Below are 25,251 nucleotides of genomic sequence, written 5' to 3' on the forward strand. Positions count from 1 at the left end.
AAAGGATGAGTTTTATAAAAAATTGTAGAAAGGTGGGAAAATCCCACCAAAAATATTAACGTTTAGAGAATTGTGGGCTTCTTCTTGCTTTGCGGCGTCCATATTTTTTACGCTCAACAGTTCTACTATCTCTAGTAAGAAGTCCTTTAGGTTTTAATAAGGCTCTAAAATCAGCATCCATAGCTGCTAAAGCTCTTGAAATTCCATGTCTTAAAGCTTCAGCTTGAGCACTATAGCCCCCGCCTAAAGTAGTTGCTTTAATATCCATTGAAGTTTCTTGTTTAGTCACAAGTAAAGGTTGAACCACTTTAAGCTTAATCGCCTCGTGTCCACCAAGCCAAGTGTTTAAATCAACACCATTAACACTAATTTTACCACTACCTGGTTTTACCCATACCTTTGCGATAGCAGTTTTTCTCTTACCTGTTGCGTATGTTGTTGCCATGATTATTTTCCTTCTTTAGCAATTTGTGCAGTGTGTGGGTGCTCACTACCCGCATAGATTTTTAATTTTTTAAGCATAGCTCTGCCCAAATTTGTTTTAGGAAGCATACCTCTAACTGCTAATTTATATAATTTTGCAGGATTTTTTTCAAGTAAATCACCAAATTTTTCGCTTTTTACACTTCCAAAATATCCTGAATGTCTATGATAAAGCTTATCTTCTGCTTTATTAGCACCTGTAAATACAGCTTTTGAAGCATTGATGATAATTACATAATCACCACAATCAACATTTGGAGTAAAGCAAGGTTTGTTTTTACCTCTCAAAATTGTTGCTACTTCAGTTAAAAGACGACCAAAGCGTTTGCCTTCTGCGTCTAAAACAATCCATTCTCGTTTTACTTCGTTTGGCTTTGTTATCTTTGTCATAATTTTTACCTTTGCCAAAAATTTAAAATGTGATTGTATAAAAAATAATATTAATTTTTACTTAATTTAAGTAAAAATTAAGTTTATATTTCCAAAATTTGAATTTCATTTTCCAAACAATAAACTATAAAAGCACGCACTTTATCTTTTTGCAAAATTTCACTAATGGCGATCTTATAAGTTCCTACCTGCTCTTTATGTTTATCTTGCATAGCAAGACCTGTTTTATAATCAATTATAAAAGCTTCTTCATCTTTTAAAGCAAGCAAGTCTAATTGTTTAATTTCTCCATTAAAACTCAAAGCTTGTTCTTTTAAAAGCTTTCCATCACCAATCAAATTTTGAAATTGAATATTTTTAAGTAAAATTTCAATTCTTTTAAAAAGCTTTTCAAAATCACTCTCATCTAAAAAATGTCTAAATTTACTCTTGCATCTTTGAGTAAGTATTTGAAAATTTTCACCCTTAGGAAGTTTTAAATTTTGCATAAAAAAGTGAAAAGCATTTCCAAAATATAGTTCTTTACTATCAAGCCTTTCTTCACTTTGAATTTCTTGCAAGGTAATTTTTTCAAATTTTTGCAAAGTTTGAATGCTTTCTTTTTTAACGCTTAAAATTTGTTCTTTGCTTTCTAAAAAACCTCTCTCTTGAGAATGTATATTTAAAAATCCCCCCTTAAAATAACTTGGATAATTTCCATTTACACTTTCTTCATTTCTTTTTATGATGATCAAACTTTCCTTAGCTCTTGTAAAAGCCACATAAAGTTTATTAATATCATCTTCATAATTTGCTCTTGTAATATTTTCTTTAAAAAGAGTATAAATAGGCTCTTTAGTAAGCTCTCGAATTTTATCTTTAATATGGAGTTGCCAACCTTGATTGATATCATATTCAAGCATGATATCTTCATTGTTTGAATTGTTTTTAGATAAACTATCAAGTAAAATCACATGATCAAATTCCAAACCCTTAGATTTATGCACACTCATAATACTAATTCCCATATTTTGTTCGCTTACTATTTTCAAAGCACAAGGCTCAAATAAAAGCTTTAAAAAATTCTCCTTAGTTTTAGCATATTCGATAAATTGTATTAAAGCGATATCATTTAAATCAAGTTTTAATTCTTTTATTAAAAAAAGTACATTTTCCATAGCATTTTTTGAAAAATCAAGGGTAATTTTTCTCGGCTCAAAACCTAAAAGTTCCTTTAAAAATACCAAGTAAAACTCATCACCAAAAATACAATATTTAGCATATTCTAAAACAAGTCTTACACTTGCTTTATTTTCAAGTAAAACATTGCTTTGAGTAAATGCAGGAATATTTTGCTCTCTTAAAAAATCCAAAACCATATCTGCATCACTATTTTTCCAACACAAAATACAAATATCATCATAAGAAATATTTTTAGATCTTAAAAAATTAATTTGCTCAAATAAAGTTTCTAAAGTCTTTTCCTTAATTTCTTGGGCTTGGTTTTTAACCTTTTGTTCCTTAGACTCCACAATACGCACAAAACCGCCTTTTTTACTTTCTAAGGCAAATTGTTCTTTATAATCTTTGATTTTTTCTTTAAAAGTTTCATTAACAAAATCAACCAAAAGCTCTTTAGAACGATAATTAGTATTTAAATTATCACTTTTAATTTGACTAAATTCTTGTTTTAACAAATCAAATAATTCTTTTTTTCCTTTACGAAAGCGATAAATACTTTGTTTTTTATCTCCTACATAAAAAAAAGTGCGATTTTTCTTAACCCCTTCTCCTGAAACAAGCTCAGCGATCAAAGGGCGTAAAATTTGATATTGGATCACGCTTGTATCTTGAAATTCATCAATAAGCAAATGCGAAATAAAACCATCTAAACGAAAATAAATCATATCCTTAAATTCACTGGTTATTAACTCATAAACTTTTTTACTCACATCTTGGAAATTTAAGGTATTTTTATCTTTATGAAATATATTTTTAGCTTCACTATAATGATTTAAAAGATTCATTAAATTAGCAATTTTATAATTTTCAAGCTCTATGGCATAGGTATTTAAAGCATTTATAAGCTCCATTCTTTTTGCACTAAAATGCAGGTTAGTACTTTCTAAATCTTGTAAATATTTTGTACTTTCAAATTTTGTCATAAAACTTGATTGCATAAACACGGATAAATCTAAAACTTCACTTTTGAAATTGTCACACAAATTTTTATAATTTTTTACATGAGTAAGACCCAAACAATAACTTCTTAACTCACTATAAGCTTTATTGATATAAGCTTTAGTTGGATTTAGAATTTTAGGACGATTTTGAAAATAAGCATTCTCATAAAATTTTTCAAGCTCGTTAAAAAAATTTTCTTTCTCATCAACTAAATTAATATAATAAGCCAAATCTTTTAATTCATCTTTTTTAAGAAGTTTTAAAAAAATCTCTCTTACATCAAGCCTCTCTTCACTCATTGTAAAATCACTACTTAAGCCCAAATTTAAAGCAAAAACACGCAAAATTTTTCCGAAAAAAGCATCAAAAGTACTGATTTTTAACTCTGTTCTTAAAAATTCTTCTTTTTTAGCATCTCTTAAAGAAATAAGCTCTTCTTTATCTTTACCTAAAAGCTTGCAAAGTTCATTGCATTCACTGGTTTTATTTTCTTTTTCTAAGTTTAAAAAAGTCTCAATAATTCTTTTTTGCATTTCATTAGCAGCTTTTTTGGTAAAAGTCAAAGCTAAAATTTCATTAATCCTAGCTCCTTTTAAAATAAGTGCTACAAAACGCACACTCAGGGCAAAGGTTTTTCCGCTTCCTGCACTCGCTTCTAATGCTAAAAAAGGCTCAAATTGACTCATTTTAATTCCTTTTTATAAATGAGTTTATAAGGACAATACTCATCTTGTTCATTTTCAAACTCTATTTCTTCCTTACTCATAAGAACTAAATCTTTAAGTCTTTCTCTTAGCTCATCTAAACTTTTGGCTTTTTGATGCAATATTTGCATACTATTTAAATCATAAAAACCCACGCTTGCATTTTCATCATATAAAGCTTGGTAAAAAGCAAGTTGATAAGAATTACTTGGCACTTTTCCACTTTTATAATCAATAATCAAATTACCTTCTTTTGAACTATCGATACGATCTATAGTACCCTTAAGTTTTATACTATCTGTTCCGAGCTTTAAAATATTGTTTAACTCAAGCTCTGTATGTGCGACATAAAAGCCTTTTGAAAAATGCTCTTTTTCATTTTTAGCAAATTGTATAAATTTTAATTTAAATACTTCAAGATCAAGTTCACTGATATTGTATTTTTGATATTCTTTATCCAATAAATTTGCAAAAACTTTTATATCAAAATTATTATTTGCATAATTTTTATAATAAATTTCAAGCATTTTATGGATAAAATTTCCTTGATTTTTCGCTTTGCTTTCCTCGCTTAAAACCCTAGGTTCTGCTAAATTTAAAATATAACGATAATAATAAGTTCTTTTTTGATTTTCCAATAAATTAAAACGACTAAAAGAAAGCGGAAACTCGAAAGGATTATGCTTTAAAATAGGAGCTTTTATAGGAGTTAGATTAGGTTTTATGCCTTCATAGTCTAATTTTAAAGCATTAAGATAAGCTTTTTGGTGGATATGAGTTTCATAAAAAAAGTCAAAATCAAGTTCATCTAAAAAACGTGATTTGCTTTTTTCTTCATTTTCCACAAAGCAAATACTTACTTCTAAAGCATTCTTCATCAAGCTTTCATAATAAAATCTTTGTAAATTTTCTCTTCTATCATAGCTAATCAATCCTGCTTTTTTACGCACTTCATTGTTTAAAAAAAGCTCATTAACACTTCTTTTAGGAATAAATTCTTCATTAAAATCAACCAAAATCACTCCATCAAAACAAAGCCCACGACTTTCTAAAAGTCCCATTACCGTAACCTTACCTCCACCTACATCACTAAGGGAAAGTTGTGAAATTTGCATGAAAAAAAGATGGATCAACTCTTTAAGAGTTAAAGACTGATTTTTCAATAAATCTTTAATAAAATAAAGTTCTTTTCGTATCAAATAAATAAGCTCTTGCTTTTCATTTTCTAAAAACAAAGCAAGTAATTTTTCAAAATATTCAAAATCACATTTCTCATCAAAATACTTTTTAAACTCTATAAAATCAAGTTTTAAAGAATGTAAAAGCGTATTGTGATAATCAAAAATCATCTGCGTGTCTTCAAAATAATCCTCTTGATTTTTATAAATAAAAGAAGCACTACTAGCACTTTCATAAAGTGCTTGAAATTTTTGATAAAACAAACTCTCTTTAATACTAATTCCACTTGCAAAGTTAAGCATATTGTCTTTATCAAAAAGTCTTAAAAACTCACAAAAACTTTCATCTGGAGTTATAACTGCAATATTTTCAGGCTTTAAACCTTTGCGTACAAAATGTGAAATTTCATCCATAACAAAAGCACATTGCAAAGCCCTTAATTCAAAAGATTTGAGTTTCATTTTTGAATTTTTTGTTTTAAAAATTTCTTCTTTTAAGATCTCTTGTTTTGAAAGATTGATTTCATAATGAGTGTTTATTTTTAAATCAAATATTTTTAAAAAATCAAGTTTTAAAAGATATTCAAGATTAAATTTACTTGTTTTAAAACTTAAAACCACTTCTTTAATCTGAGAAATTTCATTTAATAAATTTTCTTCAAATTTACTCAAAAAACCTTGCAAATCATAAACTATAGCTTCATACTCATCTAAAAAATCTTTATTAAGAGTGTAATTTTTAGGCAAAGAAAGATCATCATAAAAAGAATTCTTTTCAAGCAAAGTAAGATAATTCTTATATACCTCATCTAAAATTTCCAAATGTTCATTATAGGTAGCATAATAATCATTATTTTTAAGATCTTCTATACTTTTTTTTTCTAAACTAAGTTCTTTGAAAAAAGAAAAAAGATATTCGTTATTTTTCAAAAAAGCAAAAAATTCTACCGAAATTCCTAGTTTTTTTTCTAAATCCTTACTTTTTAGACAAGCTTCTTGCATTAAAAGTAAGCTTTCATAAGAACTTGCCTTATGAAAATTGCTCAAACAAACTTTATCTAAAAATTCACCTATATGAATAGCACTATCTAATAAAGCATTTTGCTGTTTTTTTTGATTATAATATTCTCTAATTTGCCTTGAAGAGCTAAAAATTCTTAATTTCATTGAGCATTTAATTCGTAGCTAAAAAAACCCACTGTTTCTTGATTTGCATAAAACTTTAGCTTAAGCTCCCATCTACCTTTATCTAATTTAGGTAAAGCGATACTTAAAATTCCATTTTTAACTTGTCCTTCTAACTTTTGATCAAAATTTTTAGTGAATGGTCTTGTAAGAAGAACTTGAACTTTTAAATCATTAGAATTTATATTTTGTAATGCAGAAATTTTAAAATTTGCAACATAGGAATTTTGATCCACTTCATAACTAGGAATTTTTCTTTTACCTATAAAAGTGATTTTATCATTTTGAAAATTTACTTTAAAAAATTTATCAAAATTTACTTGTTGTTTTTGTATTTGATTGTAATTATTTTCAACATTTTGATAAGAGTCAAAATAAAAATCATCCTCATACACAGGATGGTGACTTGCTATAAAAATCGTTACAATACAAGCAATAATTATAGCCAAAAGTGAAAGCAAAATACCATAAGGCCAAAAACTTTTTTTAGTTTCTAACATTTTTTTTCCTCTTTATTCTTCTTTGTGCATAGTATAACAATGCAAAGCAAATAAATCCATAGATAAGTATTCTTAAAATATTGATAGTATCACGATTTGCATTACCTATAGAATGTTCTAATTGTAATCCCAAGGATTTTGCCACACGATCTACAATATCTGCATAACCATTAAGTATAGCAGCATTATAAATATCACCTTTATTTGTAGCTAATATCGGCAAAATAGATCCTGTTCCAGGATAAGGACTAAGCACAGCTTCTTTATCAATCAAAGCTAAAGCACCTTTTGAGCCCACTATATCAACTTTGTGAGAATTTTTTGACAAAAGAAGCAATATATAAGATTGAGGAAGTTCTTTTTGTTTATTTAATAAAGTTTCAATTTCAGTTTTATCACCAACCATAACGCCGATAAAAATATTACTTTTTTGGTAAAGCTCTTTTCCTATAAGATTAATCTCGTTACTTACTTTTTGACTTAAAATATTTTCATTAAAAAGTACAGCATCAAGAGCAAAAACCCTAGAAGGCAATAAAACAAAGAAGAAGATAGCTAAAAAAAAGCCATCTTGTAATATTTTTTTCATCCTATATGAAGATGATTTACGGTCAAAACCGACCAAGCGGTGATTGCAGCAGCAGCAACTAAACCAATAACAATTAAATATTCCAAAGCCTTACTCATTGTGCTTCCTTTATACTTCTATGATCTTGTTCTTTTGAACCAAACATCTTTACACTTTGTACATCTTTAAGACTATATGGCTTTTGCATCACTTCTTGCTGAGCTTTAAGACCCCAAATAGTTAAAACTGCTAAGATAACAAGCAACAAAACCGTAGCAATTAACATACCTGTAACACCTGAAAGAGAAAACACGCATCTATTATTATTTTCCATCATTCACCCCTTGAAAGAGAAATTACATACTCGCCAACAGCTTCTTTTTGAATATCATTAAGTGTTGGAAAACTCGGCATTGTTCCTATAAAACCAGCCTTACCACTATGTAAAACATCTACTACAAAAGCTGCAGAACCGTATTTTGTAAGATCTGGGAACATTCCATCTTGACCTTTTCCATCTTCTCCATGGCATGCTGCACAAGTTGCATAAGCTTCTTTACCTTTTGCTACTAAATTTTCATTTGCAGTTTTCTTAATAGCTGAAAGATCTTTTGCTACATAAGCAGCAATAGCAGGGATATCTTCTTCTGCTACACCTAAATCAGCAGCACCAAGCATTTCTCCACCTGGAAAATTCATACCTTTTGAACCATGTTTAATTACATTGATTATACCTTCTTCACTACCCCAAATATTTAAATTTTGAGCTTTACCATTGATACCATCTCCTGTAATTCCATGACAAGCCGAACACTGAACTAAAAAGATATTTTGACCCATTGCTATTTTATCTTCAGGAGATAAATTTTTAAATTTTTCTTCAAATTTTGTATTATGAGTTGCTACTTCTTCATTATATTGACCTATACTTGAAAAAGAATTTAAAGGATATCCCCATAGAAAATACCAAATAGCCCAAACAATAGTCAGGAAAAATACCACAGCCCAACCAGTAGGAACAGCATTTTTATACTCTCCTATTCCATCCCAACTATGTTCACTAAGCTCTGACTCGCCTTTTTTTTCTTTCATTTGCTTAAACATTCTACCCACAATAACTAGTGTGATTAAAATGATAAGAATAGCTCCAATTAAAGATAAGAGATTAACATTATCTTCTAAATTTAACCATTGCATTAAGCACTCCTTTTACTTTCTAATACACTATCATCAATATCATCTTTTAAGGCAAGGTTTGCATAATTTTCATAATTTCTCTCGCCTTTTTTTTCTGTTCTATATAAATGATACCAATACGCATATAATACTATTGACAAAAACATCACGAGTGCAAAAAAACCATAACCTTGGAAAATCTCCCACTCATGTTTTTGAACTGTTGCTAAATCAAATGTGATTAAATTTTTAATCACATCAAAAACTATTGATAAATGTTCCATCATCTTACTTTAAGCTATTTAAATAAGCGATCAAAGCAACTATTTCTTTGATTTCACCTTTAGCAAAAGCATCTTTTACTTCTTGATTTTTCATTTGATCAACTATAGCCTGAGCTTCAGCTTTTACTTCAGCTTGTGCATCCTCCCAAGAACCAAGTTTTGTTCCATTTTCTGCATCATAAGGAACATTGAAAACTTTTTTCACAGTTAAAGCCTCAGCATAAGCAGTTTCAATATCTGCATTATTTTTAAACATATGCTTATATGAAGGCATAATAGAATCTGGAACAACAGAAGTAGGATCCCACATATGATTTTCATGCCAATCAGCCGTTCTATAATTTCCTACACGAGCAAGATCAGGTCCTGTTCTTTTTGAGCCCCAAAGAAAAGGTCTATCATAAGCAAATTCACCACTTACAGAATACATACCATAACGATCTGTTTCTGATTTAAATGGACGAATAAGCTGTGAATGACAAGCATTACAACTATCTTTAATATATACTGCACGCCCTGCAAGTTGTAAAACCGTATAAGGTTTTTTACCTTCAATTGGTCTTGCATTTTCTGCAAAATTTGGTAAAACTTCAACTATGCCTGCATAAGCAATCACTACAAAAACAGCTACAGCAAAAAAGAATGGATTTTTTTCTAACCAACTAAACATATTTTCTCCTTTTTATGCTGCCATAGGCGAAGCGCTTTTTGGTTCTTTATCAAGCACTCTTCCACAAGCAATTGTTTTGTAAATATTATAAGTAAACATAAAGAAACCGATAAGATACAACAATCCACCAATCGCTCTAATCCAATAATAAGGAACAATAGCCACAACAGTATCAATAAAGCTATAAAGCAAGTTACCATACTCATCTGTCGCTCTCCACATCATACCTTGAGTAATACCCGCAATCCACATTGAAGCAAAATAAAGAACTATACCTGTGGTTTGGATCCAAAATTGAGCTTCCATTAAAGATTTGCTATAAAGCTCTCTTTTGAAAACTCTAGGAGTCATATGATAAAGCGCAGCCATAGTCATAAATCCTACCCAACCTAATGTTCCATCATGAACATGTCCTGGAATCCAATCTGTAAAGTGTGCTAAAGCATTAACAGATTTAATTGAAAGAATTGGCCCTTCAAGTGTTGAGAACATATAGAAAGTTGATGCCAAAATCATAAATTTAATCAACGGACTCTCGCGAAGCTGACTCCACTCACCTTTCATAGTAAGCAAGATATTAATCGCTGAACCCCAAGAAGGTAAAATCAATACTACAGAGAAAACCGAACCCATAGTTTGCATCCAATCAGGTACAGTTGAATAAATCAAATGGTGACCACCTGCCCAAAGATAAACAAACATTAAGCCCCAAAATGCAAATAAAGAGAGTTTATAAGAGAAAATCGGCTGACCACTTTCTTTTGGCAAGAAGTAATAAATTTGAGCAATAATACCCACAGTAAATACAAATGCCACAGCATTATGTCCATACCACCATTGTACTAAAGCATCATTTGTTCCTGCATACATTGATACACTATGCCACCATTTACCCATTCCAGTAACAAAATAAGTTGGTACTTCCATGTTGTTAAAAAGATAAAGCATAGCTATACCTAAAAATGTAGCTATATAATACCATAGAGAAATATAAAGGGTTTTTTCACGGCGAATTCCAATAAGTCCAAAAATACTTACACCCCATAAAACCCAAACAAGAACAACAAGAATATCTAAAGGCCACTCAAGCTCTGCATATTCTTTAGATGTAGTCACACCCATAAACAAAGATATAACAGCTAAAACCATAGTAAGCATATAAAGCCAAAAATGAAGCTTACCAACAGCCATTAAAAATCTTGACTCAGCCATACTCACTTTAAGAACACGCTGACCTATATAATACCAAGTTGCCCAAATCCCTGAAAGCATAAAACCAAAAATCACACCTGAAGTATGAAGTGGTCTAAGTCTTGAAAAAGTGGCATATTCTCCTGCTAAATAATTTAAATTAGGATATGCCATTTGAAAAGCTATAAGAGTTCCTATAGCCATACCAACAATGCCAAACAATATGGTCGCAAACATAAAATATCTTGCAACCGTATAGTCGTAATTTAATACATTACCTGGATGCATCGACTTTCTCCTTAAAATTTTTGATAACAAGAGAATATTATAGAATATTAATTATACATTTTTTCTTAAAAATGATAATTTTGTTAATCATTTGTTATGTTTTATATTTTAAGGCTAAATCAGTCTTATTTATTGATATTTATCTTATAACCTAAACTTGGCACATTTTTTATAAAATCTTCACCCACTTTATCTCTTACTCTTTTTATAAAAGTTCTAACAGCAGTATCGCTCACATGTTCACCTATCCAAACATTTTTCTTAATATCTTCATGCAAAACCAAAGCTCCAGGTTGCTTTAAAAGCAAAGAAATAAAAGCCAATTCTTTTTTAGTTAAAACAATTTCTCCACCACTGTAAATTAAAGTTCGTTTAGTTTTGTTAAATTGATATTCTTCAGAAATTTTTACAAGCATATTTGCTTCAATTTTTTCACCTATCAGATAATCTAAAACTTTAAACAACTCTTCTATATCAACAGGTTTAATCAAATATTTATCTATACCAATATCAATAGAACGCAAAAGTCTCTCTTTCTCTGAATACGCACTAAGAACAACAATTGGGACATCATCTGAAATTTCTTTAATCTCTCTTGCCATATCCAGTCCATCCATAATAGGCATAGCAATATCTGTGATAACTAAATCTGGCTTAAATTTTTTAAATTTTTTAAGCCCCTCATCTCCATTTTGAGCTCCGATTACTTTACTAAAGCGTTCGCTTAATATATTAATCATTGATTCTCTAGCCTTAACCTCATCTTCAACTACTAATATTATCAATTCTTTACATTCTTGTGACATTTCTACTCTACCCTCTCTTTTAGTTTTAAAAATATCTCAAAACAAGCCCCGTCTTTTCCATTTTTAACTTTTATTTTTCCTTGGAAACTTTCGATAATTTGTCTACTTATATAAAGTCCTACTCCTATACCTTGACTAGGATGTTTTGTTGTAAAATAAGGTTGAAAAATTTTATCTAAATTTTCTTTATCAATCCCACCAGCATTATCTTTTATTGTAATTTTCAGATAATTTTTTCCAAATTTTGAAAAATTTATTGTTATGATTTTCCTTTTTTTGTTTTTAAATGCTTCTATTGAATTTAAAATCAAATTAAGAAAAACTCTTATTAAACCATTCTCATATGCCAAAACTTCATAATCACTTTTCGAAACAATATTAATATTTACATGATTTTTTTCTATAGTTTCAAAAGCAATTTCCAAGGCTTTATTTAAAGTCTCTTTTATAAATACACACTGCTCTACTCCTTTGTTAAACAAAGTTCTAAACACATCAATTGTTTCTGACATATTTTTAATCATATCTTTTGATTGTGAGTAAATTTCAGCAAATCCTTTTTCATCTTTAAGATTTTGCTTCATTTGAAACATGGCAATACCGAGCTCATTTAACGGTTGTCTCCATTGATGTGCTATATCGCTAATCATTTGTTCTAATGAAGATTTCAAAATCTCTTCATATGCTATTTTAATATCTTTTTCATTTTTTTCCAAGGCAATTTGCATTTTTTTCTCAAATTTTTTACCTAACTGTATAAATTCTTGTTGGTGATTTTTAACTGTATTTTCAAGATTAATACTTAATTCTCTTAATTTAGCGTGATTTAGAGCAAGCTCTTCATTAAGCTTAAAAGAATTACTAACATCATGAGAGAATGCTACTATTTCTATTAATTCATTATTTTTATCCAATATGGGGATTAATAAAGTTTCAAGATAGAAAGTTTTGCCTAATTTATCAATATTTTTAAAAATAACTTGATAAGGTTTTTTATATGAAAGTTTTTTTAAAAGTTCTTCAATATAACATTCCTCAACATCTGGATGTTTAAATATTGAATGTTTTTTTCCTATAAGCTCTTTTTTACTATATCCACTTATTTGACAAAGCTTATCACTGACAAAAATTAAATTTCCTTGAACATCAGCTCTTGAAAAAATTGTATTTTTTTCAAGAGCTTTAAAAAACTGATCTTTAAAAAAATCTTTCATTGAAAAGCCTTAAAACCTATATAGGCAAGATTTATACCGTAACAAACAATAACGCCATACGATAAATAATTAAATAAATTTTTCAAAAAATCACTAAAAAACTGTGAAATTTTAGAAAAAAATAACATCGCAGGTAAAGTTGATATTCCAAAAATCATCATTACCAAAATACCTTCAAAAATATTTTGCTTACTCATTGCATTGGCTATAAAAAAATACACCAATCCACAAGGAACAAAACCATTTGAAAATCCTAAAAATATGGCTGATTTTAATCCTTTAAAATTTTTAGATTTTTTAATAATTTTCTTTACAAAACTATCAAAAAAAACATTATTTTCAATAAAAGATAACATATTACCTCTAAAAATAAGAGCAAAACCCAAAATCATCATAAATATACCAAGAATAAAAAATGACAAACTTTGAACCTTGGCATTGATTGCCAAGATATTCCCAAAAGTCCCAAAAATTATCCCTAAAACAATATAAGCAAAAATTCTAAACAAATTATAAATAAAAGTTAATAAAAATAAATTATTGCTTTTTGAATTCAAATTTATAAAAAGTAAATTAAAACCACCACACATAGAATAGCAGTGTCCAAAACTAGATAAAAAAGCAACGCTGATAATAGCTAAAAAATCTATACTCACATCAAATTCATAAATTCTTTAAAAATATACTTACTTTCATGAGGACCTGAAGAACTTTCTGGATGATGTTGCACTGAAATAATAGGATAGTCTTTATATCTTACTCCTTCAACATTATCGCCAAATAAATTTCTATGAGTGATATGAGCCACTTGAGCTAATTCTTCTGGAACATTATAATTATGATTTTGTGCGGTAATTTCTACCGTTTTTGTATCAAGATTGATCACAGGATGATTTGCTCCATGTTGTCCAAATTTCATTTTATAAGTTTCATATCCAAAAGCATTACTTAAAAGCTGGTGACCTAAGCAAATTCCAAGCATAGGAATTTTAGCTTCTGCAAGTTTTTTAATCTCTGCAATCTCTTGTTTTAAAATCCTTGGCTCACCTGGACCATTAGAAAGAAACACGCCTTGAATTTCACCTTTTTTATACAGAGTAATCAACTCATCTGCTTTAACATTATATGGATAAACTTCTACTTCAAAACCTACTTCTACAAGTTCATTTAAGATATTTGTTTTAACACCATAATCTATAACAGCAACTTTTTTCTCACTTCTTTTAGCATCATTAAATTTTTGAAAACTAGCGTTCCAAACGCCTTGTTTATGAGAATAATTTTTCTTAGTGCTAACTTCTTTTACAAAATTTACTTCATCAATTTTTGCTGATTTTTCTAAGGCGATTTTTAAATCTTCTTTATTTGAAATTTCAGTTGAAATTACAGCTCTTAAATTGCCATTATTTCTTATCATTTTTACTAGATATCTCGTATCAAGTTCATAAATTCCTATTTTTCCATGTTTTTCAAGATAATCTTGCAGACTTTCTTTAGCGCGAAAATTTGAAAAACTGGAACTTAATTCACGCATTAAAACACCACTTGCAAAAATTTCCTTGCTTTCATTATCATTTTCATTGGTTCCCACTATACCAATTTCTGGCATGGAAAATACGATAAATTGCCCTGCATAAGAAGGATCTGAAATAATTTCTTGATACCCTGTTAAAGAAGTGTTAAATACAAGCTCTCCAAAAAAAGTACCGCTCTTTCCAAAAGCCTTAGCACTTAAAAAAATATCATTTTCTAAATAAATATAAGCCTTCATTAAAACATACCTTTTTTTCTAAGCTCTTCTTGATAGAGTTTTTCAAAGATAAGATCGTATTCTTCGCTACCTGGAATAGGTTTTGTTTTATAATTGCTAATTTTCTCATAAACCTCATCTTCAAGTTTTTCATAAATTTTAAGATAAGACTCTATGCTTGAAAAGATTAAATTTTTAACTCTATTTTCACTCACTATAAAATTAATATAATCATTCTCTACAAGTTCTTCTAAAATTTGATGCGCTAGATGATTATGTCTATCTTCAGAATCTAAAATCACATTAAATTCAGGAGCTAACTTTTTCTTCACAAGCCAAAACATATTTTTACGATCTACTTGCATAAGCTCCATTTCATCTTCTTGTTGCTCTAAAAGCTCTTTTACTCTTTCATCTAATTTTCTTTCATTTAGAATATCTTTCTCTAAAACTTCTATTATACATACCTTAAGCTTTTCTAATTGATCTTTAATTTCTACAAAAGAAGAATTAGCTATATCTAACATCATTTTATTTGCGATATAAGGAATATGTGGTAATTTTATACGCATCTTAAAAACCTTTTATTTGATAATGTTTGAAATAATAGCTTATTTTTGGTAAAAGAATGTTAAAAATGAAAAATTTTCATTATTTTAATCACCTAATTACTAGCATTATTATCTAAATTTTTCAAAAGCAAAGTAAGCTCGCTAGCTTTTTTTGGATCCATTTTAGATAAAACACCTGAAATTTTACGCGATTCCAAAGAAAGCATTATTTTGCTTGCATCCTCTGCATCCATTTGACTTAAAACATCTGCAATGGCTGCATCTTTCATTTGGGAATAAATTTCTTTAACCCTACCTTGTGTTTTATCATTGATTGAATTTAAAATCTTTTGTTGTTCTTCTACAAGCCTTGCGTTTTCAAGCTTTAATTCTTCAATTTTTGCCAAAGTTGCATTAACCTCAGCCTCTTTTTTTTCTAAATTTTCAAGCCTTTCTTTTTGCAAAGCTTCAAAAGAGGCTTTATAAGCTTCTAAAGATTGTCTTGCTTCATCAAATTCTCTAGTTTGCAATTCAATTTGAGCTTTTCTAGCTTCAAAATACTGCTCACAATCTTGTTCAGCTCCAAAAACTACACTTGAAATAAAAACTAACAATATAAATTTTTTAATCATCTTTTTCTCCTTTGAAAAAACGACTGATTGCAATTTCATCTAAAAATTTTTCTTCAGCCTTGGCAAGTTCTTTTTGCTTTTGTTTAATTTCCTCGGCTTCTAAAACCTTCATTTTTTCATAATCTAAATGTGCTTTTTGATATAAAAACTGATAATGATTCATTTCTTTTTTAGAAAGTTCTACTTTCTCCTTAGCTCTTGCCAAAGCCTCGCGTCCTACTTGTGCCATACTTAAATTCGATCTTAACTCTGCTATAGATCCTGATTTTGGCAATACGCCTAAACTTTCACACTCTTGGCGTGAAAGTTCATAAGCTTTTTCATGTTCAAGCTGTCTTTGTTTGGCTTGATTAAGATTTGATTCTGCTTTATCAAGTTGTTGTTTTCTTACCTTTACAACAGAATTATATTTACTTTTCATAAGATGATAGTATCATCTCTTTCAGGGCTAGTAGAAATATACTTTACCTTAACCCCTGCAAGCTCTTCAAGTCTTGCTATATATTTTTTAGCATTTTCTGGCAATAAATCATAATCTTTTATACCAAAAACTTTATCCCAACCATCCATTTCTTCATAAATAGGTTGAACATTTTCTAAATCACTTGGTATATAGTCGATTTCCATACCCTTATATTCATAAGCACGACAAATTTTTATCTTTTCAAAACCATCTAAAACATCAAGCTTCATCAAAGATAAAGCATCAAGACCATTAAGCCTTGCTGTATATCTTACAGCAACCGCATCAAACCATCCACAGCGTCTTTTGCGTCCCGTGCTTACGCCAATCTCTTTTCCAATTTGCGCAATTTTTTCTCCATCTTCGCCCTTATCCTCAGTAGGAAAAGCTCCATTTCCCACACGCGTTGCATAAGCTTTTACAATACCTATAATATTTCCCGCTTCTTTAGGATTTAACCCAAGTCCTGTTAAAGTGCCTGCTGAAATAGTACTTGAACTTGTAACATAAGGATAAGTTCCATGATCAATATCAAGCATAGAACCCTGAGCTCCTTCTAAAAGTACTCTTTTATCTTCATCTAAAGCCTTCCAAAGCATTCTTGTAGTATCTGTAATATAAGGAGTTAAAATTTCATTAAAACGTTTTAAATCAGCAAGCAATTCTTCAGCACTTGGAATTTCAATTTCAAGCATTTCAAAAAAAGTTTTATTAGCTTCAAAATCTTTTATCAAAGCCTCGCAAAGTCTTTGTGGTTCTAAAAGCTCTCCAACTCTATGTCCTGTACGATTAATCTTATCTGCATAAGAAGGTCCTATACCCTTACCTGTTGTTCCTATGGCATTTTTGCCTTTGAGCTTTTCTTTTGCAATGTCTATTAAAGAATGATGTTTTAAATTTAAATGAGCTCTATCGCTGATATATAATCTACCTTTTAAATTTTCAAATTGAGCCATTTCAGCAATCAATACTTCAGGAGAAACCACAACTCCATTTCCGATAATATTAATACATCTTGGATGCAAAACTCCACTTGGCATAAGATGAAGCGCATATCTTACACCATTTACCCAAATCGTATGTCCTGCATTGTGTCCACCTGCACTTCTGCAAACAAAATCATAATTTTCACATAATTTATCAACTACCTTACCTTTTCCTTCATCGCCCCATTGAATGCCGACAATAATATCTGCTTTGCTCATAAAAATTTCCTTGATTTTACTTAATATTGGCGAGAAGATGAGAGAATCGAACTCCCCAAAGAATAGTCAACTATCCTTTCATCTGATTTGAAGTCAGTGGCGATCACCAGATACGCTAATCTTCCAAAGTGATAATTATAGCGATTTTTAATGAAAAACAAAATAAATTTATCAATATTCTTTTTGACTTCATATTAAATTTAAGCTATAATCTCACTCTTTTTTAGCATCAAGTTTTGATGATTACATTTTTAGGATCTTTCTTTGAATTCTTTTAAACAAAAATATTTAATCAATTTTTGGGACAATTCCCGTTCTATGATTGCACTTGGAATTTTAAGTGCAGTGTATTTTGGGATTTTTGGTGGCGTTTGGGCTGTTACTGGAGAAATGACACGTTGGGGTGGCGAGTTTTTAGAGCTTTTAGGTATGAATTTAGATGGATATTCTTATTACCAAAAGCAAAATTTAAATGGAACCCCTTTAACAAGAACTGATGGTATTATGCTCATAGGTATGTTTATAGGTTGTTTAGTAGCCGCACTTTTAGCTAACAAAGTCAAATTTCGTCTACCTGCTAGCAATATAAGAATTTTTCAAGCAATAGTAGGTGGAATTCTTTCAGGATATGGAGCAAGACTTGCATTTGGATGCAATTTAGCTAATTTTTTTACAGGTTTACCTTATTTTTCTTTACACACTTGGCTTTTTACTGTTTTTATGGTTTTAGGAATTTATCTAGGAGTGAAAATTTGCAACACTTCCTTTTTTAAACCTAAAGCTAAATTAGAACGTGTAAATAAAGAAAACTTGCCGTTAAACAAGCAAAGTTTGCGTACAAAATTATATTTTAACTTAGGCATATTGCTTTTCATAGCCTTTTTAGTTTGGGTGTTTTATCTTGTTTTTACAAATGGCAATATCAGCACACAAAACAAACAAAGTCTTCTAGCTTTAGCACTGATTTTTGGTTTTGTTTTTGGCTTTGTTATTTCTAGAGGGCAAATTTGTTTTACTTCTTGCTTTAGAGATTTATTTTTATTTGGTAGAGATAATGCTATAAAAGGCGCATTAATCGGTATGATTATCGCCTCTTTAATCGCTTTTGCTTTTATCTTGCAAGGTCATACTAGCAAACTCATAGAACTTTCTCCTGCTGTAGCTGTGGGAGCATTTTTGTTTGGTTTTGGTATAGTTTTTGCCGGAGGTTGCGAGTGTGGTTGGACTTATCGTGCCTTTGAAGGACAAAGTCATTTTATAATAGTAGGAATTGCAAATATAATAGGAACTATGATTTTAGCTTTAAGTTATAACTTTTTACCAAAAGCTTTTAAAGAAGGTATAAAAATCAATCTTTTAACTGAATTTGGCAATTTAAATGGATTTTTTATCAACCTTATTTTATTCATCTTAATGTTTGTTTTTGTAGTATTTTACAAAAAACACTTTTTTAAAAATCAACTTAAAGGATAAACAGTGAAAATTACTTATAGTTTAAATTTACAAGGTGAAGCTTGTCCTTATCCTGCTATAGCAACACTTGATGTCTTACCTAAGCTTAAAAGTGGAGAAATTTTAGAAGTACTTTGTGATTGTCCACAAAGTATCAATTCCATACCTCAAGATGCAAAAAACCGTGGTTTTAAAGTGCTTGAAATCGATCAAAGTGGACCCACACTAAGATTTTTAATCCAAAAGCCTTAAAAAAGGCTTTTATTCTCAAAGCTCTTTTAACATCTTTTCATAAGCTGCCTTAGTTCCAGATCTTACATTTGTAAACAAACTTGCAATAATAATCACCACCGAAGCTACTAAAAACCCTGGAACTATTTCATAAAGACCTGAATTTGCAAAATTCTTCCAAAGCACCACAGTAGCAGCTCCTGTTATCATACCTAAGATCGCTCCTACTCTTGTCATCCTACTCCAAAATAAAGAAAAAAGCATTACAGAACCAAAAGAAGCTCCAAATCCAGCCCATGCATAAGAAACTATACTCAAAACACTTGAGTTTTTATCAGTAGAAATCAAAAACGCTATTACAGCTACCAATAAAACACCTAATTTACCTAAATTTAATACAATATGACTTGGTGCATCTTCTCTAAAAATCTTTTTATAAAAATCTTCCGCTATAGTAGAACTTGAAACCAGCAATTGTGAACTTGCCGTACTCATAATAGCCGCTAAAATAGCACTGAGTAAAATACCTGCTATCCAAGGATTAAATAAAAGCTGCGACATCACGATGAAAATCTTTTCAGGATCTTGCAAACTTAATTCAAATTTATGCACATAAGCTATACCTAAAATACCTATCATACAAGCACTTAAAAGACAAACCGCCATCCAAGCAATACCTATAAAAGTGGCCATAGGAATATCTTTAGTAGAACGAATCGACATAAAACGCACTAAAATATGTGGTTGACCAAAATAACCCAAACCCCAAGCAAGTGCAGATATAATGCTTACAATTCCTACTCCTTCGCCCATAGATAAAGCTTGTGGCTTTATTTCTCTTACTATATTCATCGCTTCACCAAAACCACCTAAATGATAAAGCATAACCAAAGGTACAATAATTAAAGCCATCATCATTAAAAGCCCTTGTATCATATCCGTCCAACAAACCGCCTTATATCCACCTAAAAAAGTATAAGCAACAATAATAATCGTTCCAGTAGTTAAAGCATAATCGTATCTGATACCAAAAGTACTTTCAAAAAGTTTTGCTCCGCTTACAAGCCCTGATGAAACATAAAAGGTAAAAAATATCAAAATTACCACCGCACATACAATGCGCAGTATATGTTTATCATCATCAAAACGAGTTTCAAAATAATCAGGAATAGTCAAAGAATTTGCAATCACACTGGTATAAATTCTAAGTCTTTTTGCCACAAAAATCCAATTTAAACTAGCTCCTATAGTAAGCCCAATTGCAATATAAGAATCTATAAAACCACTTACATATAAAGCTCCTGGTAAACCCATTAAAAGCCAACCACTCATATCAGAAGCCCCTGCGCTAAGTGCAGATATCACAGGCCCCATAGTACGCCCACCTAGAAAATAATCCTCTGAATTTTTATTTTGCTTATAAAAATAAAAACCTATATAAAGCATTAATAAGGCATACACTACAAACATCACTGCTATTGGGGTATTAATTTGAACCACTTCCATCAATCTCTCCTTGATCATTAAGATATTGCTCTAATGCCTAAATTTCCATAACGATGAAAAGATATACTTAAAGCTTTTTCATTAAAATAATTTAAAAGTTCAAAACGACCATTTAATAATGGCTTTTCTCTTATAATGATTTTAGCAAGCTTTGCAGCCTCTTTATAAATCTCATCATTTACATCTGGCTTTGCTAAATAACGCACTCTTTCATATTCTTTAATACTCTTGATAAAATTTTCTTTATTTTCTTTTAAAAACAATACTTTTGCTCCTATGCTTTGAACAATTCGTTCTATCATACTAACATCTTGTTCATCATAACTGATACTTAGATCAATATTTGCAATATTTGCACCTAAAACCACACCTAAAACATCTTTTAAGCTTTCATTTCCACAAAGTCTTAAAACCATATTCTTTATTTTAGTATAAGAAAAAAGATTATCTTCTCCACGAATATTGACATAATCTTTTGAAACACTAAACTCGTTTTTATAATGATAAGCATAAGATTGAGACATTTTAATTAAATTGTTTATAAAATCTTGTGCTTCTTTTAAATCTATTTGTGCTAATTTTTTTGAAAATTTATCTTCAATTAAATGATCATCAAAATCTTCTTGCTTAATCTCTAAAAATTGAGTGATATAATTATAAATTCCCACTTTTCTACCCAAACCTATAGCTGATTTTTTAATCCCACCAAAAGGTTGACGCAGCACTATAGCCCCTGTGGTTGGTTTATTGATATAAATATTTCCTGCTTCTATGTGAGTGTGAAAATACTCCCATTCTCTTTCATCTAAGCTTTCAAAACCTGCAGTTAAACCATAACCTGTGGAATTTACTATATCAATAGCTTCTTTTAAGTCTTTAGCCTTCATCACACTTAAAATCGGTACAAAAAGTTCATTCATATGAGTAAAATCACCCTTTTTAGTGCCATATTTTATGCCTGGAGTCATCAAATAAGGATTATCCTCTAAAAACTTAGGTTTTAATGCCCATTCTTCATAAGGTTGTAATTCATCTAAGGCCTTTTGAACTTTAGAACTTGGCTTATCAGCTAAAGTACCTAATTTATTTTTAAATTCAAAAGGATTGCCCACTGCCATAGAACTCGCAGCATCCACTAAAGTCTTTTTAAATTCTTCATCATGATAAACCTCTTCTTCTAAGACTAGCAAAGAAGTAGCTGAACATTTTTGACCGCTATTGCTAAAAGCAGAATGAATGATATTTTTAATCGCACTATCACGATCAGCAAATTTAGAAACTATAGTCGCATTCTTTCCGCCAGTTTCAGCACTTAAAAGCAAGGTTGGATTAGCTTTTAACATGGCATAAGCAGTATCCTCTCCTCCTGTAAGAATTGAAAATTTAATCGCTTCATCAATAAGTAAATATTTAGAAATATCACTTCCTTTTGAAGGTAAGAAAATCAAAGCATCTTTTGGAATACCCGAATCCCAAAAACACTTACAAAGCATATAACCTGTTAGAGTTGAAAGTGAAGAAGGTTTGTAAATCACCACATTACCTGCGGCTAGTGGTGCAGCTATAGTACCTACTGAAATTCCTATAGGAAAATTCCAAGGAGCTATGGTAACCCCTATACCTTTAGGTGTGAATGTAACTTTTGGATTTTGTTTTTTAAGCTCTTCTAAAGAGTGCGGATAAAACTCTATAAAATCAATAGCCTCGCTTACTTCAGGATCGATCTCTAAAAAGGTTTTGCCCACTTCTAAAGCTGCCAAACCTATCAAATCCCCTCTTCTTTCTCTCATCAGTTTTGCACTTTTGGCTAAAATTTGATAAATTTCATCATGACTTTTTTGTGTAAATTTGGAATTTTTAGCTACTTCTAAAGCTTGTTTGATTTCTTTTTCTCCTGCTAAATAAGCCTTTCCTATAACTCTATCTTCGATCTTATCTTTAACTTCTAAAACATTTAAATTTTCTGCTTTAAAATCAAGTTCGCCTATAACAGGATAAACATCATAATCTTTTAAATTTTCATATTTAGTTTTAATTTCTTTAGCCCACACTCTATTTTGTGCTAAAATAAAATCCGTATCGCTTTCATTGCTAAATTTTTTACCTTCATAAGAACTTATGATATTTGATTCTTTATTTCTATCTTGCTTACGATGTGTAGTATTATCAAGAGTTTTTATGCCTTCTAAAGATTTTAAAAAAAGTTCTTTTTGGATATTCCAGTTCTTATCTCCTACTTTAAGATTGAAAAAATAACGCATAAAATTATCTTCACTTGTATTTTCATCAAGGCGTCTTACAAGATAAGCAATGGCATTGTTAAAATGTGCTTCATCGCAAACTGGGGCATAAAGGATTAGATCATGCATTTTAGATAATTCATAAGAACATTGCAAACTCATACCTTCAAGCATTTCAAAAGTAAAAGAATCCAAAGCACCCACTTCACTTATGCGTGTATAAGCATAAGCAATCTCAAAGATATTATGACTTGCAATTCCTATGTTGATGTATTTATAATTATCTCCTTCAAGAATAAAATCAAGCATTTTATTATAATTACTATCAGTATCTATTTTTTTGTAAAAAGTAGGAAGCTCCCAACCCCTTTGAGACGCAATGGTTTCTTCACTTTCCATATTAGCACCCTTAACAAAACGGATCTTAATAGGCTTCATACCTTTTAAAACCCTCTCTTTTGAAAAAGCAAAAAGTTTTTTAAGATACTTATAAGAATCAGGAATATAAGCTTGCAAAACAATCCCTGCTTTAATATCAAATTTAGCCACACTTTCCATAAAAGCTGCAACGGTGAGCTCTAAATCCCTAAATTCTTCCATATCAAGATTGATAAATTTAGATACACCTTGTTTTTTCTCTTCTTCTAAGGCTAAAGCATAAAGATAATCTAGTCTTTTTACGACCTCTTCTTTAGAATAATTAAAATCTATAATATTAATTTGTGAAAAAATAGTAGTAATTTTTATGGAAATATAAGTGATATAGCTTGATTTTAAGGCTTCTTCGTATTTTTGCATACGATATTTACTCTCAGCTTCACCTAAAACCTCTTCGCCGATTAAATTCACATTTAAGGTAATTTTATCTTGCTCTTTTCTTTTCTTAATATGTGGTTCTAAAACACTAGGATTTGCATCTAGAACCATAGCTTTAGTATCTTCTCTTAAATGTTTGACAAAAAAAGGTACACTTAAATTAGGAGCAAATTTGCCAAAATTTAAAAAGCTAAAAAGTAGGAATTTTTCAAAAGTGCTAAAAAAATCCGCTATGCCATATTTACTCAAAGTATATTCTATAAGCTCAAAACTTGCATTTTTATCTTTACATCTAAAAGAACGATCTAAAAGCTCTATAAGCATAACTTTATTTTTGGGATTATTAAGAAGTTTTTGCATTTTAGCATGAAATTCTTTTTCAGAATTTGAAATATTGGCTTCTATTTGTCCTTGTAATTCTTCAGCTAAGGCTAAAGCTTTTTGTATCATTTCGTATCTCCTAAGATAAAATAAATTTTAATAAATAATATATAAATAAGATAAAAAATAATATTTTAAATCATAGAAAATGTATAAAAAATGATAAAAAAAATTTTAATGGGTATATAAGTAACAAAAATTAAGAAATGATAATATCATTTTCTTGCTTATTTACAACCTTAGCAATAATTTTAGCTTGAATATTTTCATCTTCTAGTTTTTTTAAACATTCTAAGGAATCTTTTTCACTTATAGAAATTAAAAGTCCTCCTGAAGTTTGTGGATCACAAAGTAATAATTTTTCTTCATTTAAATCAGGGGTAAGTTCTTTTATAAATTCTAAATTTTTATAAGCTCCAGCAGGAATTAAACCCATATTAAAATACTCTTTTACTCCATCTAAAAAAGGAAGTTCACTTTCAAAAATTTCAAAAGAAATATTTTTATTTAGCATTTCTTTTAAATGTCCTAAAAGTCCAAAACCTGTAACATCACTCATGGCACTTGGATGAAATTTAAGAGCAATTTGACTGGCTTTATAATTTAACTCTATCATGTTTTTAAGCATTATATCTAAATGTTTTTGATTTAACATTTGCGCCTTTAAAGCTGTACTTAAAATTCCTGTTCCTAAAGGCTTGGTTAAAATGATACAATCTCCGATTTTAGAAGTATTATTAGCAATAAATTTACTAGGATGTACTTTTCCTGTAACACTAAGTCCAAAAAAAAGCTCGGTGCTTTCTATAGTATGGCCACCCACGACTAAAGCATTACATTCTTTAACTTTATCATTTGCACCTTCTAAAAGCTCTTTTAAGATGTTTAAATCATGATTGCAAGTATCAAAACCTACTATATTTAAGGCATTAATTACCTCTGCACCCATAGCAAAAACATCGCTTAAAGCATTTGCTGCAGCAATAGCACCAAAATGATAAGCACTATCTACTATAGGAGTGATAAAATCAAGCGTTTGCACCAAAGCTAAATCGGGGCTGATTTGATATACGCTTGCATCTTCATTATTTCCGATATCACTAAGTAAAGCAGGAGTTTTTTGCATGAAATTTAAAATTGTTTTAAGACCACCCGGGCTTAATTTCGCTGCTCAGCCTGCTGCTTTAACAAAATGCGTTAAATTTTGATTTTTATATTGCAGTG

Annotated in this window: 25 protein-coding genes and 1 tRNA gene; 2 read left to right on the forward strand and 24 right to left on the reverse strand. The window is 29.9% G+C overall.

The features are described from left to right. Positions 1-55 precede the first annotated feature (55 nt). The 21 genes from rpsI to FBF02_RS07325 all read right to left on the reverse strand — a co-directional run bounded on the left by rpsI (position 56) and on the right by FBF02_RS07325 (position 17,526). Entirely contained in the window at positions 56-445 is a 390-nt protein-coding gene (gene rpsI, locus FBF02_RS07225; protein WP_002851459.1) for a 30S ribosomal protein S9, read from the reverse strand. A 2-nt stretch (positions 446-447) separates the two neighbouring features. Beyond that, positions 448-873: a 50S ribosomal protein L13 gene (gene rplM, locus FBF02_RS07230; protein ID WP_002779321.1), complete on the reverse strand. Its 426-nt coding sequence runs from the start codon at positions 871-873 to the stop codon at positions 448-450. 83 nt (positions 874-956) lie between these two features. Then, a complete protein-coding gene (locus FBF02_RS07235; protein ID WP_002851192.1) occupies positions 957-3,722 on the reverse strand; it encodes a RecB-like helicase in 2,766 nt (921 codons plus the stop codon). After that, positions 3,719-6,085, reverse strand: a complete 2,367-nt coding sequence (locus FBF02_RS07240; protein ID WP_002858095.1) for a PD-(D/E)XK nuclease family protein — start codon at positions 6,083-6,085, stop codon at positions 3,719-3,721. Before FBF02_RS07240 ends, FBF02_RS07235 begins: the two co-directional genes overlap by 4 nt. After that, entirely contained in the window at positions 6,082-6,603 is a 522-nt protein-coding gene (locus FBF02_RS07245) for a FixH family protein (RefSeq protein ID WP_002851150.1), read from the reverse strand. Before FBF02_RS07245 ends, FBF02_RS07240 begins: the two co-directional genes overlap by 4 nt. Beyond that, positions 6,590-7,192 (reverse strand): hypothetical protein, encoded by a 603-nt coding sequence (locus FBF02_RS07250; protein WP_002851454.1) that lies wholly within the window; start codon positions 7,190-7,192, stop codon positions 6,590-6,592. The genes FBF02_RS07245 and FBF02_RS07250 overlap by 14 nt, the downstream gene beginning before the upstream one ends. Next, a complete protein-coding gene (locus tag FBF02_RS07255; RefSeq protein WP_002868225.1) occupies positions 7,189-7,290 on the reverse strand; it encodes a hypothetical protein in 102 nt (33 codons plus the stop codon). Before FBF02_RS07255 ends, FBF02_RS07250 begins: the two co-directional genes overlap by 4 nt. Next, positions 7,287-7,508, reverse strand: a complete 222-nt coding sequence (locus FBF02_RS07260; RefSeq protein WP_002864471.1) for a DUF4006 family protein — start codon at positions 7,506-7,508, stop codon at positions 7,287-7,289. Before FBF02_RS07260 ends, FBF02_RS07255 begins: the two co-directional genes overlap by 4 nt. Beyond that, positions 7,505-8,368, reverse strand: a complete 864-nt coding sequence (locus FBF02_RS07265; RefSeq protein WP_002851306.1) for a cbb3-type cytochrome c oxidase N-terminal domain-containing protein — start codon at positions 8,366-8,368, stop codon at positions 7,505-7,507. The genes FBF02_RS07260 and FBF02_RS07265 overlap by 4 nt, the downstream gene beginning before the upstream one ends. Next, entirely contained in the window at positions 8,368-8,631 is a 264-nt protein-coding gene (locus FBF02_RS07270) for a cytochrome c oxidase, cbb3-type, CcoQ subunit (RefSeq protein ID WP_002851307.1), read from the reverse strand. Before FBF02_RS07270 ends, FBF02_RS07265 begins: the two co-directional genes overlap by 1 nt. Before the next feature lie 4 nt (positions 8,632-8,635). Continuing rightward, positions 8,636-9,301 (reverse strand): cytochrome-c oxidase, cbb3-type subunit II, encoded by a 666-nt coding sequence (ccoO, locus tag FBF02_RS07275; protein WP_002851187.1) that lies wholly within the window; start codon positions 9,299-9,301, stop codon positions 8,636-8,638. A gap of 12 nt (positions 9,302-9,313) precedes the next feature. Continuing rightward, positions 9,314-10,780: a cytochrome-c oxidase, cbb3-type subunit I gene (gene ccoN, locus FBF02_RS07280; RefSeq protein ID WP_002851405.1), complete on the reverse strand. Its 1,467-nt coding sequence runs from the start codon at positions 10,778-10,780 to the stop codon at positions 9,314-9,316. 125 nt (positions 10,781-10,905) lie between these two features. Next, a complete protein-coding gene (gene bumR, locus FBF02_RS07285) occupies positions 10,906-11,586 on the reverse strand; it encodes a butyrate response regulator transcription factor BumR (protein WP_002864474.1) in 681 nt (226 codons plus the stop codon). Positions 11,587-11,588: 2 nt separating this feature from the next. Next, positions 11,589-12,800, reverse strand: a complete 1,212-nt coding sequence (gene bumS / locus FBF02_RS07290; protein ID WP_002851243.1) for a butyrate sensor histidiine kinase-like phosphatase BumS — start codon at positions 12,798-12,800, stop codon at positions 11,589-11,591. Continuing rightward, positions 12,797-13,456 (reverse strand): sulfite exporter TauE/SafE family protein, encoded by a 660-nt coding sequence (locus FBF02_RS07295; protein WP_002851528.1) that lies wholly within the window; start codon positions 13,454-13,456, stop codon positions 12,797-12,799. Before FBF02_RS07295 ends, bumS begins: the two co-directional genes overlap by 4 nt. Then, a complete protein-coding gene (carA, locus tag FBF02_RS07300) occupies positions 13,453-14,571 on the reverse strand; it encodes a glutamine-hydrolyzing carbamoyl-phosphate synthase small subunit (RefSeq protein WP_002851156.1) in 1,119 nt (372 codons plus the stop codon). Before carA ends, FBF02_RS07295 begins: the two co-directional genes overlap by 4 nt. Further along, positions 14,571-15,122, reverse strand: a complete 552-nt coding sequence (locus tag FBF02_RS07305) for a DUF507 family protein (protein WP_002851269.1) — start codon at positions 15,120-15,122, stop codon at positions 14,571-14,573. The genes carA and FBF02_RS07305 overlap by 1 nt, the downstream gene beginning before the upstream one ends. Positions 15,123-15,214: 92 nt before the next feature. Continuing rightward, entirely contained in the window at positions 15,215-15,733 is a 519-nt protein-coding gene (locus FBF02_RS07310; protein ID WP_002851265.1) for a MotE family protein, read from the reverse strand. Continuing rightward, entirely contained in the window at positions 15,726-16,154 is a 429-nt protein-coding gene (locus tag FBF02_RS07315; protein WP_002797496.1) for a flagellar export protein FliJ, read from the reverse strand. The genes FBF02_RS07310 and FBF02_RS07315 overlap by 8 nt, the downstream gene beginning before the upstream one ends. Beyond that, positions 16,151-17,401: an adenylosuccinate synthase gene (locus FBF02_RS07320; RefSeq protein ID WP_002851458.1), complete on the reverse strand. Its 1,251-nt coding sequence runs from the start codon at positions 17,399-17,401 to the stop codon at positions 16,151-16,153. Before FBF02_RS07320 ends, FBF02_RS07315 begins: the two co-directional genes overlap by 4 nt. Positions 17,402-17,428: 27 nt before the next feature. Further along, positions 17,429-17,526, reverse strand: a tRNA-Sec gene (locus FBF02_RS07325). 139 nt (positions 17,527-17,665) lie between these two features. Here FBF02_RS07325 and yedE point away from each other — a divergent pair. Together yedE and yedF are read left to right on the forward strand one after the other, a co-directional pair. Further along, positions 17,666-18,874, forward strand: a complete 1,209-nt coding sequence (gene yedE / locus FBF02_RS07330; protein ID WP_002858372.1) for a selenium metabolism membrane protein YedE/FdhT — start codon at positions 17,666-17,668, stop codon at positions 18,872-18,874. A gap of 3 nt (positions 18,875-18,877) precedes the next feature. Next, positions 18,878-19,105: a sulfurtransferase-like selenium metabolism protein YedF gene (gene yedF / locus FBF02_RS07335; RefSeq protein WP_002855447.1), complete on the forward strand. Its 228-nt coding sequence runs from the start codon at positions 18,878-18,880 to the stop codon at positions 19,103-19,105. Between the two features lie 15 nt (positions 19,106-19,120). Here the strand turns inward: yedF and putP are convergent, their stop codons facing one another. The 3 genes from putP to selD all read right to left on the reverse strand — a co-directional run bounded on the left by putP (position 19,121) and on the right by selD (position 25,249). Next, on the reverse strand, positions 19,121-20,590 hold the full coding sequence (gene putP / locus FBF02_RS07340) for a sodium/proline symporter PutP (RefSeq protein ID WP_002851539.1): 1,470 nt from the start codon (positions 20,588-20,590) through the stop codon (positions 19,121-19,123). A 17-nt stretch (positions 20,591-20,607) separates the two neighbouring features. After that, on the reverse strand, positions 20,608-24,096 hold the full coding sequence (locus FBF02_RS07345) for a proline dehydrogenase family protein (protein WP_002851452.1): 3,489 nt from the start codon (positions 24,094-24,096) through the stop codon (positions 20,608-20,610). Positions 24,097-24,226: 130 nt separating this feature from the next. Beyond that, positions 24,227-25,249 (reverse strand): selenide, water dikinase SelD, encoded by a 1,023-nt coding sequence (gene selD, locus FBF02_RS07350; RefSeq protein ID WP_077409355.1) that lies wholly within the window; start codon positions 25,247-25,249, stop codon positions 24,227-24,229. Between the last annotated feature and the right edge of the window lie 2 nt (positions 25,250-25,251).

Origin of the sequence: Campylobacter sp. CFSAN093226, assembly GCF_012897595.1 — a bacterium.
Classification (GTDB): Bacteria; Campylobacterota; Campylobacteria; order Campylobacterales; family Campylobacteraceae; genus Campylobacter_D; species Campylobacter_D jejuni.